Here is a 17,530-nt window from a genome sequence, read left to right as displayed (position 1 = left end):
TAAGGATCCAATGACCTCCTCTTCTTCCCTTCCCCAGGACGCGCAGGACGCGCAGAGCGCACCGGAAGCCGAATCCGAGAGCCTCACCGAGAGCCTTCGGGCCGACGCCCTGATGGAAGAGGACGTCGCCTGGAGCCACGAGATCGACGGAGACCGGGACGGCGACCAGCTCGACCGTTCCGAGCGCGCGGCCCTGCGCCGTGTGGCGGGTCTCTCCACCGAGCTCGAGGACGTCACCGAGGTCGAGTACCGGCAGCTGCGCCTCGAGCGCGTGGTGCTCGTCGGTGTCTGGACATCGGGGACCGTCCATGACGCGGAGATCTCCCTCGCGGAGCTCGCGGCGCTGGCCGAGACGGCGGGCGCCCAGGTGCTCGACGCAGTGTTCCAGCGGCGCGACAAGCCCGACCCGGCCACCTACATCGGCTCGGGCAAGGCGCTGGAGCTGCGTGACATCGTCCTCGAGTCCGGGGCCGACACCGTCGTCTGCGACGGAGAGCTCAGCCCCGGCCAGCTGATCCATCTGGAAGACGTCGTCAAGGTCAAGGTGGTCGACAGGACCGCCCTGATCCTCGACATCTTCGCCCAGCACGCCAAGTCCCGGGAGGGCAAGGCGCAGGTCTCGCTGGCACAGATGCAGTACATGCTCCCGCGCCTTCGCGGCTGGGGTCAGTCCCTGTCCCGTCAGATGGGCGGCGGCGGTTCCAGCGGCGGCGGCGGCATGGCCACCCGTGGTCCCGGTGAGACCAAGATCGAGACCGACCGGCGGCGGATCCGCGAGAAGATGGCGAAGATGCGCCGGGAGATCGCGGAGATGAAGACCGGCCGCGAGATCAAGCGGCAGGAACGCAAGCGCAACAAGGTGCCTTCGGTGGCGATCGCCGGTTACACCAACGCCGGGAAGTCCTCCCTGCTCAACCGGCTCACCGGCGCGGGCGTCCTCGTGGAGAACGCCCTGTTCGCGACCCTCGACCCGACCGTGCGCCGGGCCGAGACACCGAGCGGCCGGATCTACACCCTGGCCGACACCGTCGGGTTCGTGCGGCACCTGCCCCACCACCTGGTCGAGGCCTTCCGCTCCACGATGGAGGAGGTCGGCGACTCCGACCTGATCCTGCACGTGGTGGACGGCTCCCACCCGGTGCCCGAGGAGCAGCTCGCCGCCGTGCGTCAGGTGATCCGGGAGGTCGGCGCCGTCGACGTACCCGAGGTCGTCGTGATCAACAAGGCGGATGCCGCGGATCCTCTCGTGCTGCAGCGCCTGCTGCGCACCGAGAAGCACGCGATCGCGGTGTCGGCGCGTACCGGTGCGGGCATCGACGAGCTGCTCGCGCTCATCGACGCCGAGCTGCCGCGGCCGTCCGTGGAGATCGAGGCGCTCGTGCCGTACACCCAGGGCGGACTCGTCTCCCGGGTGCACGCCGAGGGCGAGCTGATCTCCGAGGAGCACACCCCGGAGGGCACGCTGCTCAAGGCGCGGGTCCACGAGGAACTCGGCGCGGACCTCGCCGGCTTCGCTCCGGCGGCCCACTGACGCGGTGGGCACACAGGAGGCCGGGCTCCCCTCGCAACGAGGGGGGCCCGGCCTCCTGCACGCGTGTGCCCGGTGTCCGGTGCCAGCGCGCCTGGGGCTCGGCCGGCCGACGCCGTACCGGGCCCCAGGCATGAGGTCCTACTGTCCCGCGTACTTCTTGCTGACGGCCTCGTAGACGCCCTTGGCCTCCTCGCCCAGACGGGGGCCGGCCAGCCAGCCCGCCGCCACCGGGCCGATGGAGGTGTTGGAGACCAGGGCCGGCTTACCGTCCTGGCCCTTCGCGACCCAGCCGCCGCCCGAGGAACCACCGGTCATCGTGCACCCGATGCGGTACATGGTCGGCTGCTGCTCGAACACGGCGAGGCGTCCCGGCTCGTCGGTGCACTGCAGGGCCTTCTGGCCGTCGAACGGCGGGGCCGCCGGATAGCCGGTCGCCGTCATGCTGTCGATCTCGGGGACGGCCGGCGCGTTGAAGTCGACGGGGAGCGCCGAACCGACGGTCTCCTCAAGGGACTTGCCCGTAGAGCCCTTCTCCGGTGCGACCTGCAGGACCGCGAAGTCGTACGGTGCGCCCTGCCCGCCGGTCGCCGCGCCCTGGTTGATCCACTGGTCGGACGTCTGCGCCCACTGGCCCCACCACACGCCGTAAGGGGCGATCTCCTCCTTGGAGGCGCTCTCCAGCTCCGACGTCGACATCCCGCTGTCGTTGTACGACGGGACGAAGGCGATGTTGCGGTACCAGCCGCCGTTCTTGCCCGCGTGCACGCAGTGCCCCGCGGTCCACACCATGTTGGACTTGCCGGGGTGGGCCGGGTCCTGGACGACGGTCGCCGAGCAGACCATCGAACCCTCCGGCCCGTCGAACAGGAGCTTGCCGGACGCCGGTGCGCTGCCGTGGTACGGCGTCTGGAGGCCCGCCGCCTCGACGGGGGCCGGCGTCGGGTCCGTCACGCCCTCGTCGCCGGAGATGTCGTTGTCGACGGGGTTCTCCGGGGGCTTGTCGGCCTCACGCATCCGGTCAGGGTCCCAGAGGTCCTCGATGATCGGGTTGACGTAGTCCTTGGCCTCACGCAGCCACTTGTCCTTGTCCCAGTTCCTCCACTCGCCGTCCCTCCACTTGTCGAGGTCGATCCCGCGCTCCTTGAGACGGTCCTTCAGATCGTCCGGAATCACGACCTTCCCGTCGGAGGACCGGCCGGTGGAACCGCTCGGCTCGCTGATCGCGCCGTCCTCCTCCGGCCCGCAGGCCGAGACGCCGAGCGTGAGGGCGGCGGCGAGGGCGGCTGCCGCGAACACCCGGGGGGTGCGACGAGCGCTCCCCCCGCGGTGTGCGGTTTCGGTCGGGCGCATGCGTCGCATCTGCTGATCCCCCTGGGACTTCGTCACTGACTTCGGTACCGCACCACGGACCCGGGATGCGCGGCACGGCCCTGCGGGCACGTGGCACACACCCCGCGGAGCGGCGGCTCCACCCCGAGTGCGGCCCCTACTATGCCGGTGCCGATGGGGACGGCGCGCGGCAGGTCCACGGTTCCGCCGGCGCAAGGATCTTCCGATTTACCCGTGATCTCCCGGCGTTCGCGTCGTTGGTACGTACGGGGGACACCCGGACCGCGTTCATCGGAGCGGTTTGCCCTCCGGGAGCCGTACCGAGGCGCAACGCAACCGTTACAGCAGGAGGACCGACAGCCGTGGCCGTGACCGAACCAGCTCCGGCGGCACTCTCCCCTGCCCACGAGGGGATTCTCCGGCGTCAGGCGCTGCGCGAGTCGGCGGCCCGCACCTATGCGCGTTCCCTGCCGATCGTGCCGGTGCGCGCGCGGGGCATGACCATCGAGGGCGCGGACGGCCGCCGGTATCTCGACTGCCTGTCAGGGGCGGGCACGCTGGCGCTCGGTCACAACCACCCCGTGGTGCTCGAGGCCATCAGGAAGGTCATCGACTCCGGCGCCCCGCTGCACGTGCTCGATCTCGCCACACCCGTCAAGGACGCCTTCACGACCGAGCTGTTCGCCACGCTTCCCCGGGAGCTGGCGGACAACGCCAGGATCCAGTTCTGCGGCCCGGCGGGCACGGACGCCGTGGAGGCGGCCTTCAAGCTGGTCCGGGCGGCGAGCGGGCGCAGCGAACTCCTCGCGTTCACCGGCGCCTACCACGGGATGACCGCGGGAGCCCTCGCCGCATCGGGTGGTGCCCAGGACGTGCGGGTGACGAGGCTGCCCTTCCCGCAGAGCTACCGCTGCCCCTTCGGAGCGGGCGGGGAGCGCGGCGCGGACCTCGCCGCTCGTTGGACCGAGTACCTCCTGGACGACCCCAAGGGCGGTGTGCCCGCCCCGGCCGCCATGATCCTGGAGCCTGTCCAGGGCGAGGGCGGGGTGAACCCCGCCCCGGACGGCTGGATGCGCCGGATGCGGGAGATCACCCAGAAGCGTTCCATCGCGCTGATCGCGGACGAGGTGCAGACCGGTGTCGGCAGGACCGGCACGTTCTGGGCGGTCGGGCACAGCGGTGTCGTGCCCGACGTGATGGTGCTCTCGAAGGCCATCGGCGGCTCGCTGCCCCTCGCGGTGATCGTCTACCGCTCGGAGCTCGACCTCTGGCAGCCGGGCGCCCACGCCGGCACCTTCCGGGGCAACCAGCTCGCCATGGCGGCCGGTGCCGCGACGCTCGCCTTCGTACGCGAGAACCACCTCGCCGAACGCGCGGCGACGCTGGGGGCGCGCATGCTCGCCAGGCTCCAGGCACTGAGCACGGACCATCCCGGCATCGGCGACGTCCGGGGCAGGGGCCTGATGATCGGGATCGAGCTCGTGGACCCCGAGGCCGAGCCGCTCACCGTCACCGCGGAGAACGGATCCGCCCCGCCGCCCGACCCCGCCCTCGCCGCCGCGGTGCAGCAGGAGTGCCTGAACCGCGGTCTCATCGTCGAACTCGGCGGGCGCCACAGCGCCGTGGTCCGACTGCTCCCTCCGCTCACGCTCACCGACGAACAGGCGACGGCGGTCGTCGACCGCCTCGCCGACGCGCTGACAGCGGCGGAGCGCTCTCCGTACCGCCGGGCCGCTGCCGGGCCGACCCGCTGATCCCGGACCCCTCTCAAGGAAGACCGCCGTGAACCCCACCCCTGCGCCCGAGGCCGACGGCCCCCTCACCAGCCAGCAGCGAGGACATGACCTGCCGGACGGTCCCCTGGCCGTCGAGTCGACGACCGTGCCGCGCCAGAAGGCCGGTCGTCCCCACGGGACCCAGCGCGCCGGGTCGGACACCCCGACGGGCGTCCCCGCGGAGCGCCCCGGCCACACGCGGCAGGACCCGCTCGACCATCCGGACCCGCTCAGGGCCGCGGACTCGGCCGGCGTGGAGAACCTGCTGCGCTGCTGGACCAGGGAGCAGGCCCTGCCCCGGCCGCAGGGCGGCACCCTGCGCGTTCCGCTCCCCGCGAGCGGCACCGCGCTGCTGGTCCCGGTCGCACACTGGTCGGCCACGGGCTGGCACCGCTTCGGGACTCCGGCCCTCGAGAACGCACCCGCAGGCGCCCCCGGCGTAGACGCCGTCACGGTGGCCGCCCTGCTGAGCCGGGAGGGCGAGCGGAACGCGGGGGCCGATCTGGTGGCCAGGGTTGCCGACTCCGTACGGCACACCGCGGCGTTCATCGCGGACCGGCGCGGCAGGCCCACCGACCCGCCCGAGGCCGACCTCTTCCTCGCGGCCGAACAGTCCCTCGTGCTCGGCCATCCCCTGCACCCCACGCCCAAGAGCCGCGAAGGGCTCTCCGAGTCCGAGACGCCGCTCTACTCGCCCGAGCTGCGCGGCTCCTTCCCGCTCCACTGGATGGCCGTGGACCGCTCCGTGCTGGCCAGTGAGTCGTCGTGGACGAGGGCCGGCAGGACCGTCCCCGCGGAGGTGCTCCTCTCCCCCCACGCCGAAGGGCTGCGCCTGCCCGAGGGGACCGCGGCTCTCCCGCTCCACCCGTGGCAGGCCGCGGAGGTCCTGCGCCGCCCCGAGGTCGTGGCACTGTGCGAGAAGGGCCTCCTGCACGACCTCGGCCCGTACGGGGAGCGCTGGCACCCCACCTCGTCCGTCCGCACCGTGTACCGGCCCGGATCCGACCTCATGCTGAAGCTCTCCCTGGGCGTACGCATCACCAACTCCCGCCGGGAGAACCTCCGCAAGGAACTCCACCGCGGAGCCGAGGTCCACCGCCTGCTCCGCACCGGACTGGCCGAGCTGTGGCAGGCCGCACACCCGGGCTTCGACATCGTCCGGGACCCCGCCTGGCTGGCCGTCGACCACCCGGACGGCAGCCCCGTCCCCGGCCTCGACGTGATGCTCCGTCACAACCCCTTCGGACCGGCCGACGACGCGGTGTGCATCGCCGGACTCACCGCCCCCCGCCCGTGGCCCGGCCGTCCCGGCACGCACTCGCGGCTCGCCGACACGGTCTCCTCCCTGGCCGCCCGCACCGGCCGGACGACCGGCGCCGTGTGCGCAGAGTGGTTCCTGCGCTACCTCGACCGCGTGGTCCTCCCTGTCCTCTGGCTCGACGCACACGCCGGCGTCGCCCTGGAGGCGCACCAGCAGAACACGCTCGTCCTCCTCGACCGGGACGGCTGGCCCGTCGGTGGCAGGTACCGCGACAACCAGGGCTACTACTTCCGTGAGTCCCACCGCTCCGCACTCGAACGCCGTCTCCCCGGTATCGGAGCCGTCAGCGACACCTTCGTCTCCGACGCCGTCACCGACGAGCGGCTCGCCTACTACCTCGGCATCAACAACGTCTTCGGGCTGATCGGAGCCTTCGGCGCCCAAGGGCTCGCCCGCGAAGAGCTGCTCCTCGCCGCGTTCCGCCGCTTCCTCGAAGCGGCCGTCCCGCTGGGCTCCTCCCTGCCCGGCTACCTCCTGGAGACGGGGCAGCTGCGCTGCAAGGCGAACCTCCTGACCCGGATGCACGGCCTCGACGAACTGGTCGGGCCGGTCGACACCCAGTCCGTGTACGTCACCATCGCCAACCCCCTGCGCAGTTGAGAGACATGCCCGCCTGACCCATGAGAGGAGAGCGTCACGGTGCATCAAGCAGATGCCCACACCGGGACCGGGGCCGGTGCCGTCCCGTCCGACGCCACCAGCAGCGAGGACACCCTGGAGCTGCGGCTCACCGAGGAGCTCCTCGCCCTGCTCGGTGACGAGCCCGCGGCCCCCGCGGCGACCGACGCCTCCGCTCTCGTGGGCGACCCCGGCGCATGGAGCCCGGTCACTACCTCCGCCGGGGTTCTCCGACTCGTTCCGGTGGAGGCCGCACGGGATCTGCCGATGATCAGCCGCTGGATGAACGACCCCGCGGTCGCCGCCTTCTGGGAGCTGTCCGGACCGGAGTCGGTCACCGGCGCCCACCTCCGCCGCCAGCTCGCAGGGGACGGCCGCAGCGTGCCCTGCCTCGGTGTCCTGGACGGCTCGCCCATGAGCTACTGGGAGATCTACCGGGCGGATCTGGACCCGCTGGCCCGCCACTACCCTTCACGGCCCCACGACATGGGGGTCCACCTCCTCATCGGCGGTGTGGGATTCCGTGGGCGGGGCATCGGCACCGTACTGCTCAGAGCCGTCTCCGACCTCGTGCTCGACAACCGCCCGCTCTGCGGACGTGTCGTCGCCGAGCCGGACCTGCGTAACACCCCGTCCGTGTCCGCCTTCCTGAGCGCCGGCTTCCGCTTCTTCGGGGAAGTGGACCTGCCCGACAAGCGTGCCGCTCTGATGGTCCGTGACCGAGCCCATCGCGATCACCTGTGAACAACTCGCCGCACCACACGTCCTGCTCGAACCCCATCGGTCCCACCCGGAGGAGTCCCCGTGCCGACATATCCTGCGAGCCATCATCCGGCGGAGCCGCACAGGCCGCTCGACACCCCTGAACTCGACCGGACCGTCTGGGAGCGGGCCGCGGCGAGACTCCTCGCCAAGATGCTCGGTGAATTCGCCTACGAGGAGGTCGTCGCCCCCGCGCGCCTCACCGACGACGGTGCGGAGCGGACCGGCTCCTACACCCTGCCCCTCGACGACGGGGCGGCCCTGGTCTTCACCGCCCGGCGAGGTGTCTACGGAAGCTGGCGCGTCGACCCCGGGTCGATCCGTGAGACGACCGCCGGGGGCACCGACGCGGACGGCGCGCCCTTCCGTGACCCGCTGCGATTCCTCGCCCGTGGCCGCCGTCTCCTCGGGCTCGACGGTGCCACCCTCGGCCACCTCATCCGCGAACTCACCGCGACACTCACCGCCGACGTACGGCTCGACCACTCCGCGCTCGGCGTCGCCCGGCTCGCCGAACTTCCCTACGCCGAGCTCGAAGGACACCAGACGGGTCACCCCTGGCTCGTCGCGAACAAGGGCCGCCTCGGGTTCTCCGCCGCCGACGCCGCCCGCTTCACTCCCGAGGCCCGGGCTGCCGCCGCACTTCCCTGGATCGCCGTCAGCACCCGCATAGCGGACTTCCGGGGCGTGGGCCGGGTCGCCGCCTCGGAGGACCTCTACGCCCAGGAACTGGACCCGGCTGTCCGGGAATCCTTCACCGAGATCCTGCGCGGACGGGGGCTCGACCCCACGGGCTTCCTCTTCCTGCCCGTGCACCCGTGGCAGTGGGACGAATGGGTCGTCCCGCTCTTCGCCCCCGCGATCGCGGACGGCGACATCGTGCCGCTGCACACCGACGGTGACCTGCGGCTCCCGCAGCAGTCCATCCGTACCTTCACCAATGTGGGCCGGCCCGACCGGCACACGGTCAAGCTGCCCCTGTCGATCCTCAACACACTCGTCTGGCGGGGCCTGCCCACCGAACGCACGCTCGCCGCCCCGGCGGTCACGGCGTGGGTCCAGGGGCTCTGCGACGGCGATCCGTTCCTCCGGGACACCTGCGGCGTCATCCTGCTCGGAGAGGTCGCCTCGGTGACGGTCGAGCATCCGCTCTACGACCACCTCCCGGAGACGCCGTACCAGTTCAAGGAGATCCTCGGGGCGATCTGGCGGGAGCCCCTCCAGCCGCGACTCGCACCCGGTGAACGTGCCCGTACGCTGGCCTCGCTCCTGCACACGGACCCCGACGGCCGTTCCTTCACCGCCGAGCTGGTCGCCCGTTCCGGTCTGACCCCGGTTGCCTGGCTGACCCGGCTCTTCGCGTCCCTGCTGCCCCCGCTGCTGCACTTCCTGTACCGCTACGGCACGGTGTTCTCCCCGCACGGGGAGAACACCATCGTCGTCTTCGACGAGAACGACGTACCCGTGCGCCTCGCGATCAAGGACTTCGTCGACGACGTGAACGTCAGCGCCAGGCCGCTGCCCGAGCACGACACGATGCCCGAGGACGTCCGCGCCATCCTGCTCACGGAGGATCCGTCCTTCCTCACGCAGTTCATCCACTCCGGGCTCTTCGTGGGTGTCTTCCGCTATCTGTCCCCTCTCTGCGCGGAACAGCTGGACGTGCCGGAGGGTGAATTCTGGTCACTCGTCCGTGCGGAGATCCTGCGCCACCACGCTCGTTTTCCCGAGCTCAAGGACCGCTTCGAGCTCTTCGACATGCTGACGCCGACGATCGAGCGTCTGTGCCTCAACCGCAACCGTCTGCATCTGGACGGCTACCGCGACCGGCCCGAGCGCCCGCATGCCGCAGTCCACGGCGTGGTCCCCAACCCGCTCCACCCCTCCGCGTGAGGCCGGGAGCGATCGATGGTGTCAGTGGGGAGCCGTAGGGTGGACGCGCTATGACGAAGCCATCTCTCCCCGAGCTCCTCCACGCCGCCGTAGCCGCCGTCGGCGGTACGGAACGGCCCGGCCAGGTCTCCATGGCCGAGGCCGTGGCCGAGGCCGTCGACGACAACGCCCATCTGCTCGTCCAGGCCGGCACCGGAACCGGCAAGTCCCTCGGCTACCTGGTCCCGGCGCTGGCACACGGCGAGCGGGTCGTGGTGGCCACGGCGACGCTGGCTCTTCAGCGCCAGCTCGTGGAGCGGGACCTTCCGCGCACGGTCGAGGCGCTGCATCCGCTGCTGCGCCGCAGGCCCCAGTTCGCGATGCTCAAGGGCCGGTCGAACTACCTCTGTCTGCACCGGCTCCACGAGGGGGCACCGCAGGACGAGGAGGAAGGCCTCTTCGACCAGTTCGAGGCGGCGGCGCCGTCCAGCAAGCTCGGCCAGGACCTGCTGCGCCTGCGTGACTGGTCGGACGAGACGGAGACCGGCGACCGGGACGACCTGACGCCGGGTGTCTCGGACCGCGCCTGGGCCCAGATCTCGGTCTCCTCGCGAGAGTGCATCGGTGCCACCAAGTGCGCCTACGGAGCCGAGTGCTTCGCGGAAGCGGCGCGTGAGCGGGCCAAGCTCGCCGACGTCGTCGTGACCAACCACGCTCTCCTCGCGATCGACGCGATCGAGGGCGCCCCGGTGCTCCCCAAGCACGAGGTGCTCATCGTCGACGAGGCCCATGAGCTGGTCTCGCGGGTCACCGGGGTGGCCACCGGTGAGCTCACCCCCGGCCAGGTGAACCGGGCGGTGCGCCGTGCGGCGAAGCTGGTCAACGAGAAGGCGGCCGACGCCCTGCTGACCGCGTCGGAGGGGTTCGAGCGGGTCATGGAGCTGGCGCTCCCGGGACGCCTCGAAGAGGTGCCGGAAGACCTCGGCTACGCACTGATGGCGCTGCGTGATGCCGCGCGCACGGTGATCTCCGCCCTCGGCGGCACCCGGGACAAGTCCGTCCAGGACGAGGACGCGGTGCGCAAACAGGCCATGGCCTCGGTCGAGTCCATCCACGGTGTCGCGGAGCGCATCACGCAGGGCTCCGAGTACGACGTCGTCTGGTATGAGCGCCACGACCGCTTCGGGGCGTCCGTCCGGGTCGCACCGCTCTCTGTGTCCGGGCTGCTGCGGGAGAAGCTGTTCGCCGACCGCTCGGTGGTCCTGACCTCGGCCACGCTCAAGCTCGGCGGCGACTTCAACGGGGTCGGCGCATCGCTGGGACTCGCACCCGAGGGCACGGCCGGCGACGACATCCCGCAGTGGAAGGGCCTCGACGTCGGCTCGCCGTTCGACTATCCGAAGCAGGGCATTCTCTACGTCGCCCGGCACCTGGACACGCCGGGCCGCGAGGGCTCCCGTACGGACATGCTCGACGAGCTCGCCGAACTGGTGGAGGCCGCCGGCGGTCGCACCCTGGGCCTGTTCTCGTCCATGCGGGCGGCACAGGCCGCAGCCGAGGAGATGCGCGGCCGGCAGGACAAGCCGGTCCTGCTGCAGGGTGAGGAGACGCTGGGGGAGCTGATCAAGAATTTCGCCGCTGACCCCGAGACCTGTCTGTTCGGGACGCTGTCCCTCTGGCAGGGCGTCGATGTGCCCGGGCCGAGCTGCCAGCTCGTGGTCATGGACCGGATCCCTTTCCCCCGGCCGGACGACCCGCTGATGAGCGCCCGCCAGAAGGCGGTCGAGGAGGCCGGCGGGAACGGCTTCATGGCGGTGGCAGCGACCCATGCGGCGCTGCTGATGGCACAGGGCGCAGGCCGGCTCGTCCGGGCCATGGGGGACAAGGGCGTGGTCGCGGTGCTCGACCCCCGGCTGGCGAACGCCCGCTACGGGAGCTATCTCCGCGCCTCGCTGCCCGACTTCTGGTACACCACGGACCGGAACCAGGCTCGGCGCTCGCTCGCGGCCATCGACGCGGCGGCCAAGACCGCGCAGTGATCGGGCAGGCGCCCGAGGGGTGGTCCGGACCGGGCCGCCACGACGGGCCGCCATGGCGGGGCGACGGACGCGTCAGAGCCCCGGGATCGGCGCAGAGATCCCGGGGCCCAGTCCGAACCGGCGGAGTCAAACCCGCCGCAGCACCGCCACGACCTTGCCGAGGATCGTCGCCTCGTCACCGGGGATCGGCTGGTAGGCGGAGTTGTGCGGCAGCAGCCATACGTGGCCGTCCTCGCGCTTGAACCGCTTGACCGTGGCCTCGCCGTCCAGCATGGCTGCCACGATGTCGCCGTTCTCCGCGACGGGCTGGCGCCGGACGGTGACCCAGTCCCCGTCCATGATCGCTGCCTCGATCATCGAGTCCCCGACGACCTTCAGCACGAAGAGCTCGCCGTCACCGACGAGCTGGCGGGGGAGCGGGAAGACGTCCTCGACGGACTCCTCGGCGAGGATCGGGCCGCCGGCCGCGATCCGGCCGACCAGGGGCACGTACGAGGCGGCGGGCTTCCCGGTGGTGTCGGTCGGCTGGGTGCTGGGCTGGTCCGAGCCCCTGACCTCGTAGGCGCGTGGACGGTGGGGGTCACGGCGCAGGAAGCCCTTGCGCTCCAGGGCCATCAATTGATGGGCGACGGACGAGGTGCTGGACAGCCCCACCGCCTGGCCGATCTCGCGCATCGACGGCGGGTAGCCCCGCCGTTGCACGGAATCCCGGATCACCTCGATCACGCGCCGCTGCCTGTCCGTGAGCCCCGAGCTGTCCGCCCGGATGCCTGGAGGGCGGCCGGGCAAGGAGCGTGCGGGTCGCGTGGGCTCAGGCCCCTCCGCGTTCATGACTGAGTCATTCATGGCATGCACCGGCTCAAGTCGGCCCTGGGAGCGGTGGTCCTGGGCAGTGATGGTGGCACTGTCTGCGGTGGTGGTCACGTCGGCCCCTCTCGAATGGTCTCCCTGGTTAGGCAACGGTAGTAGCTTTCGAAAGGTTGCGCCAAACACACGTTCGAGTGAAAAACAAATAAAGGGCTGTCGCGGGCTTGCCGAGAGGTGTATGAGCTGGGGTCGTGGACCCGGAATCACGTGGTGGCCGCCAGGGCTCACGCTAGCGTTCCCCCGGCCCGATTCCGCGTCCGGGGGGTCTCTCCTCCGGTCCGCCGCGGGTGTGTCCGCAGGGGCCCGTGCGATCCGCCGTGCAGTGCCCCGCGGCCGCGCCCGTGGCGCGTTTCCCGTACCCTCGTGCCGGGCCGTAGGCTGCCCCCCGGCCCCAGGGGGAGCGCGACACGCGCGGGGGGTGAAGGTGGAGCAAAACCCTAGATGTAGTGGTTGCCCTGCTATCGCCACCCACAAGTAGTGGTCCCCGGTCCTTCGAGCTCCAGTTCATCGCCTATGCTTGGGGCTGTCTTCGAGGGTCCGTGACGGACCCGGAGGGCTATTCAGTCGTGCTGTGAAGGAGGGTTCGGAGATATGCACTGCCCCTTCTGCAGGCACCCCGACAGCCGGGTCGTGGACAGTCGCACGACGGACGACGGGACGTCGATCCGACGACGCCGTCAGTGCCCCGACTGCTCCCGTCGCTTCACGACGGTGGAGACCTGTTCGCTGATGGTGGTCAAGCGCAGCGGCGTGACCGAACCCTTCAGTCGTACCAAGGTCATCTCAGGGGTCCGAAAGGCATGCCAGGGGCGCCCGGTCACCGAGGACGCCCTGGCGAAGCTCGGCCAGCGGGTCGAGGAGGCGGTCCGGGCCACCGGGAGCGCGGAGCTGACGACACACGACGTCGGTCTGGCCATACTCGGCCCCTTGCGGGAACTCGACCTGGTCGCGTACCTGCGTTTCGCTTCGGTGTACCGGGCGTTCAACTCGCTCGAAGACTTCGAGACCGCCATCGCGGAGCTCCGCGAGGAGCGGCCGCCCGCAGAACCATGCGGGAGCGGCGAGACCGTCGAGGTCCCCGCCCCCGCCGCAGTCGCCGCTGATTGATCACCGAGCCGGCCCGCAGGGACTGCGGGGCCGGCGGTGGGCGGCACCAGACCTGTTCCGAGGCGCTGTGCGCGGCGCCCGGAGCATCAGACACACACTGTGCCCTGGGAAGAACTGGGCACTTCAGGGCGTTTTTGCCCACATATGGGAGGCGGCATGACAGAGACGGCGAGCGGCCCGGCACGAGGTTCCCGCACCAAGGGAGCCAAGTCGACTGCGACCAAGCAGGGCCTGCGCATCGAGCGCATCCACACGAATCCCGGCGTGCATCCGTACGACGAGGTCGCGTGGGAGCGCCGGGACGTCGTCATGACCAACTGGCGCGACGGCTCGATCAACTTCGAGCAGCGTGGCGTCGAGTTCCCCGACTTCTGGTCGGTGAACGCGGTCAACATCGTCACCAGCAAGTACTTCCGGGGTGCCGTCGGCACGCCGCAGCGCGAGACCGGTCTGCGGCAGCTGATCGACCGGATCGTGAAGACGTACCGGAAGGCCGGCGAGGACTACAACTACTTCGCTTCCCCCGCCGATGCCGAGATCTTCGAGCACGAGCTGGCGTACGCCCTCCTGCACCAGATCTTCAGCTTCAACTCGCCGGTGTGGTTCAACGTCGGAACGCCTCAGCCGCAGCAGGTCTCGGCCTGCTTCATCCTGGCCGTCGACGACTCCATGGAGTCGATCCTCGAGTGGTACAAGGAAGAGGGCATGATCTTCAAGGGCGGCTCCGGCGCCGGCCTGAACCTGTCCCGCATCCGCTCCTCCAAGGAGCTGCTCTCCTCCGGCGGCAACGCCTCCGGTCCGGTCTCCTTCATGCGCGGTGCCGACGCCTCCGCAGGAACGATCAAGTCCGGTGGCGCCACCCGCCGCGCGGCCAAGATGGTCATCCTCGACGTCGACCACCCCGACATCGAGAACTTCATCGAGACCAAGGTGAAGGAGGAGGAGAAGATCCGCGCCCTTCGTGACGCGGGCTTCGACATGGACCTGGGCGGCGACGACATCACGTCCGTCCAGTACCAGAACGCCAACAACTCGGTCCGTGTGAACGACGAGTTCATGAAGGCCGTCGAGGCCGGCGGCAAGTTCGGCCTGCGTGCCCGCATGACCGGGGACGTCATCGAAGAGGTCGAGGCCAAGTCCCTCTTCCGCAAGATGGCCGAGGCCGCCTGGGCCTGTGCCGACCCCGGCATCCAGTACGACGACACGATCAACAAGTGGCACACCTGCCCGGAGTCCGGCCGCATCAACGGCTCGAACCCCTGCAGTGAGTACATGCACCTGGACAACACCTCGTGCAACCTGGCCTCGCTGAACCTCATGAAGTTCCTCAAGGACGACGGCGAGGGCCACCAGTCCTTCCAGGCCGAGCGCTTCGCCAAGGTCGTCGAGCTGGTCATCACCGCGATGGACATCTCGATCTGCTTCGCGGACTTCCCGACCCAGAAGATCGGCGAGAACACCCGCGCCTACCGTCAGCTGGGCATCGGCTACGCCAACCTGGGCGCGCTGCTCATGGCGACGGGCCACGCGTACGACAGCGACGGCGGCCGCGCGCTCGCCGGCGCCATCACCTCGCTGATGACCGGCACGTCCTACCGGCGTTCCGCCGAGCTGGCCGCGGTCGTCGGCCCGTACGACGGCTACGCCCGTAACGCCGAGCCGCACCAGCGCGTCATGAAGCAGCACTCGGACGCCAACGCCGTGGCCGTGCACGTGGACGACCTGGACTCGCCGGTCTGGGCCGCCGCCACGGAGGCGTGGCAGGACGTGATCCGCCTCGGCGCGAAGAACGGCTTCCGCAACGCCCAGGCCTCGGTCATCGCCCCGACCGGCACCATCGGTCTCGCGATGTCCTGCGACACCACCGGCCTCGAGCCCGACCTCGCCCTGGTCAAGTTCAAGAAGCTCGTCGGCGGCGGCTCGATGCAGATCGTCAACGGCACGGTGCCGCAGGCCCTGCGCCGTCTCGGCTACCAGCCGGAGCAGATCGAGGCGATCGTCGCCCACATCGCCGAGAACGGCAACGTGATCGACGCGCCCGGCCTCAGGACCGAGCACTACGAGGTCTTCGACTGCGCCATGGGCGAGCGTTCCATCTCGGCCATGGGGCACGTCCGGATGATGGCGGCCATCCAGCCGTGGATCTCCGGCGCGCTGTCCAAGACGGTGAACCTGCCGGAGACGGCCACTGTCGAGGACGTCGAGGAGGTCTACTTCGAGGCGTGGAAGATGGGCGTCAAGGCGCTCGCGATCTACCGCGACAACTGCAAGGTCGGCCAGCCCCTCTCCACCAAGAAGTGGGAGGAGAAGAAGGACGAGGTGACCGCGAAGACCGAGGACACCATCCGCGCCGCGGTCGAGAAGGTCGTCGAGTACCGCCCGGTCCGCAAGCGTCTGCCCAAGGGCCGTCCCGGCATCACCACCTCCTTCACGGTGGGCGGCGCCGAGGGTTACATGACCGCCAACTCCTACCCGGACGACGGTCTCGGTGAGGTCTTCCTGAAGATGTCCAAGCAGGGTTCCACCCTCGCGGGCATGATGGACGCCTTCTCCATCGCGGTCTCGGTCGGCCTGCAGTACGGCGTGCCGCTGGAGACCTACGTCTCCAAGTTCACCAACATGCGTTTCGAGCCGGCCGGTATGACGGACGACCCGGACGTGCGGATGGCGCAGTCGATCGTCGACTACATCTTCCGTCGCCTGGCGCTCGACTTCCTGCCGTTCGAGACGCGCTCCGCGCTCGGCATCCACTCCGCCGAGGAGCGTCAGCGTCACCTGGACACCGGTTCGTACGAGCCCGCCTTCGGGGACGACGACCTCGACTCGGAGAGCCTGGCCCAGTCCGCTCCTGTGCTCGTGGAGCCGCTGAAGGCCGTCGCGTCGCCCGAGGTGAGCGCCGCGGAGAAGCCGGCACCCAGGACCGCGCACACCTCGGCCGAACTGGTCGAGATGCAGCTCGGTATCAGCGCGGACGCGCCGCTGTGCTTCTCGTGCGGTACGAAGATGCAGCGCGCCGGGTCCTGCTACATCTGCGAGGGCTGCGGCTCGACCAGCGGGTGCAGCTGACCAAGGGCGGAACCGCGCCGGGCACGTCGTCCGGCGCGGTCCGCGCGGCCGGCTGACCAGCAGCTGACGAAGGGGACCGGCCGGCGGCCGGTCCCCTTCGCCGCGTCCGGGTCCGGGCCCGCGACGCCGTCCCGCCTGTCCGCCGTATCCCCGCCGCACGCCCGGCCGGGCACCGCGGCATCGGTCCGGGCCGGCCTCGGGCACGAAACCGGCTGACAAGGCGCCTCGGCTCCGGGACCGTCGGGCCGGTGACCACAGAACCCCGCCTGTTCCTCCGCACCGTCGTGCCACCGATCGGGACCCATGGGTAAGTGGAGCGCAGGGCCGTCGTCGACGGGCGGGACATCCTGGCCGACGTGTTCGAGGAGGGCCCGGCCGAGGATCCCCGGTGTCTGCTGGGCCCGCAGGCCCCACTGCGGGCGACCTGCACGCCGTGAGGTCCGGCTCGCCGAAGCCGGATGCACCGGAGGCATGCTGCGGCGCCGTCCACGTGACGGGTAGCTGCCCGCGGCCGACCGGAAGCCGCCCGCCATCCGCAGGCGATCCGCCCGTCCAGGAAGCCTCGTCGACCGCGTTCGTCCCCGTGGAGGACCTGGGGGCACTGCGGCCCCGCCGTGTGTCAGCCGGAACCGCTCCCCATCACGGTGGCGAACGAGTCGGGGTCGCCGTCGAACCCGCGGACCACTCCGCGGAACCCCCATGCCCCCGAAGAGTCCCGGACGAATTCGGCGACGACCGCGGCCGTGGCGGAGGCCACCGCGGAGAAGTCGTCCTCGGCCAGATTCGTGTAGCCCTCGCGGATCTGCACGGCCGTGTGTTCTATCTGGCCGAAGGTCTTGCGGCCGTCACGCTGCTGAATGGCGACGCCGACCACCACCCTGGCGTACCTGTCCGACAGCCGGTCCAGTTCGAGCGTCATGACCTCGTCGAAGCCGTACCCCTGTCCCGTCCGGCTGTCGCGGTTCAGCGTGATCGTCCCGTCCGGAGACCTGCTGTCGAAGTGCACGAGGTACACGGGACTGCCGTAGGGCGCGTCCGTCCCGTACGTTGCCGCGATGATGTCGAGGTCGTTGGCGGGTTCGCCGGCGGCGCTCGGGTCCCACTTGACCCTGACTTCGACCTTGTCGATGTCCTTGTTGGGAGTGCTCATCGCACGTGTCTCCTCGCTGCTGGGCCGACAGACCTCCCTCAGATCATGGCCGTAACTTTCCGTGAATCCAACCGTGTTGGATTCGGGCGTCAC

Annotated in this window: 12 protein-coding genes; 9 read left to right on the top strand and 3 right to left on the bottom strand. The window is 70.5% G+C overall.

The genetic code is table 11. The features are described from left to right. The first annotated feature begins 10 nt into the window (after positions 1-10). The gene (gene hflX, locus ACIRJR_RS01505; RefSeq protein WP_403772117.1) at positions 11-1,531 is read left to right on the top strand and encodes a GTPase HflX; all 1,521 of its coding nucleotides are present in this window, start codon (positions 11-13) and stop codon (positions 1,529-1,531) included. A 138-nt stretch (positions 1,532-1,669) separates the two neighbouring features. Here hflX and ACIRJR_RS01500 read toward each other — a convergent pair whose 3' ends face one another. Beyond that, positions 1,670-2,881, bottom strand: a complete 1,212-nt coding sequence (locus ACIRJR_RS01500; RefSeq protein ID WP_403772114.1) for a trypsin-like serine peptidase — start codon at positions 2,879-2,881, stop codon at positions 1,670-1,672. A gap of 341 nt (positions 2,882-3,222) precedes the next feature. On the opposite strand from ACIRJR_RS01500, the gene ACIRJR_RS01495 reads away from it, so the two are divergent. The 5 genes from ACIRJR_RS01495 to ACIRJR_RS01475 are packed head-to-tail and all read left to right on the top strand — an operon-like array spanning position 3,223 to position 11,247. Further along, positions 3,223-4,614, top strand: coding sequence for a diaminobutyrate--2-oxoglutarate transaminase family protein (locus ACIRJR_RS01495; RefSeq protein WP_403772111.1), 1,392 nt, complete (start codon positions 3,223-3,225; stop codon positions 4,612-4,614). Between the two features lie 28 nt (positions 4,615-4,642). After that, positions 4,643-6,556, top strand: coding sequence for an IucA/IucC family protein (locus ACIRJR_RS01490; protein WP_403772108.1), 1,914 nt, complete (start codon positions 4,643-4,645; stop codon positions 6,554-6,556). Positions 6,557-6,595: 39 nt separating this feature from the next. Next, the gene (locus tag ACIRJR_RS01485; RefSeq protein ID WP_403772105.1) at positions 6,596-7,318 is read left to right on the top strand and encodes a GNAT family N-acetyltransferase; all 723 of its coding nucleotides are present in this window, start codon (positions 6,596-6,598) and stop codon (positions 7,316-7,318) included. 60 nt (positions 7,319-7,378) lie between these two features. Beyond that, the gene (locus ACIRJR_RS01480; protein ID WP_403772102.1) at positions 7,379-9,229 is read left to right on the top strand and encodes an IucA/IucC family protein; all 1,851 of its coding nucleotides are present in this window, start codon (positions 7,379-7,381) and stop codon (positions 9,227-9,229) included. A 50-nt stretch (positions 9,230-9,279) separates the two neighbouring features. Then, positions 9,280-11,247, top strand: a complete 1,968-nt coding sequence (locus ACIRJR_RS01475) for an ATP-dependent DNA helicase (RefSeq protein ID WP_403772099.1) — start codon at positions 9,280-9,282, stop codon at positions 11,245-11,247. Between the two features lie 126 nt (positions 11,248-11,373). On the opposite strand, the gene lexA is transcribed toward ACIRJR_RS01475, so the two are convergent. After that, positions 11,374-12,171 (bottom strand): transcriptional repressor LexA, encoded by a 798-nt coding sequence (gene lexA / locus ACIRJR_RS01470; protein WP_033305197.1) that lies wholly within the window; start codon positions 12,169-12,171, stop codon positions 11,374-11,376. A 534-nt stretch (positions 12,172-12,705) separates the two neighbouring features. Between lexA and nrdR the strand changes: the two genes are divergently transcribed. The 3 genes from nrdR to ACIRJR_RS01455 all read left to right on the top strand — a co-directional run bounded on the left by nrdR (position 12,706) and on the right by ACIRJR_RS01455 (position 16,724). Beyond that, positions 12,706-13,221, top strand: coding sequence for a transcriptional regulator NrdR (nrdR, locus tag ACIRJR_RS01465; RefSeq protein WP_403772095.1), 516 nt, complete (start codon positions 12,706-12,708; stop codon positions 13,219-13,221). Positions 13,222-13,377: 156 nt separating this feature from the next. Continuing rightward, complete coding sequence (locus tag ACIRJR_RS01460; RefSeq protein ID WP_403772092.1) at positions 13,378-16,287, top strand: vitamin B12-dependent ribonucleotide reductase; 2,910 nt, start codon at positions 13,378-13,380, stop codon at positions 16,285-16,287. 311 nt (positions 16,288-16,598) lie between these two features. Further along, entirely contained in the window at positions 16,599-16,724 is a 126-nt protein-coding gene (locus ACIRJR_RS01455; RefSeq protein WP_403772089.1) for a hypothetical protein, read from the top strand. 182 nt (positions 16,725-16,906) lie between these two features. Here ACIRJR_RS01455 and ACIRJR_RS01450 read toward each other — a convergent pair whose 3' ends face one another. Next, positions 16,907-17,437, bottom strand: coding sequence for a TerD family protein (locus tag ACIRJR_RS01450; RefSeq protein ID WP_403772086.1), 531 nt, complete (start codon positions 17,435-17,437; stop codon positions 16,907-16,909). Positions 17,438-17,530 lie beyond the last annotated feature (93 nt).

The organism is Streptomyces sp. NPDC102402 (assembly GCF_044765765.1).
Taxonomy (GTDB): domain Bacteria; phylum Actinomycetota; class Actinomycetes; order Streptomycetales; family Streptomycetaceae; genus Streptomyces.
The sequence above is the reverse complement of the archived record's forward strand: the minus strand, read 5'-3'. Positions and strand labels throughout refer to the sequence as shown.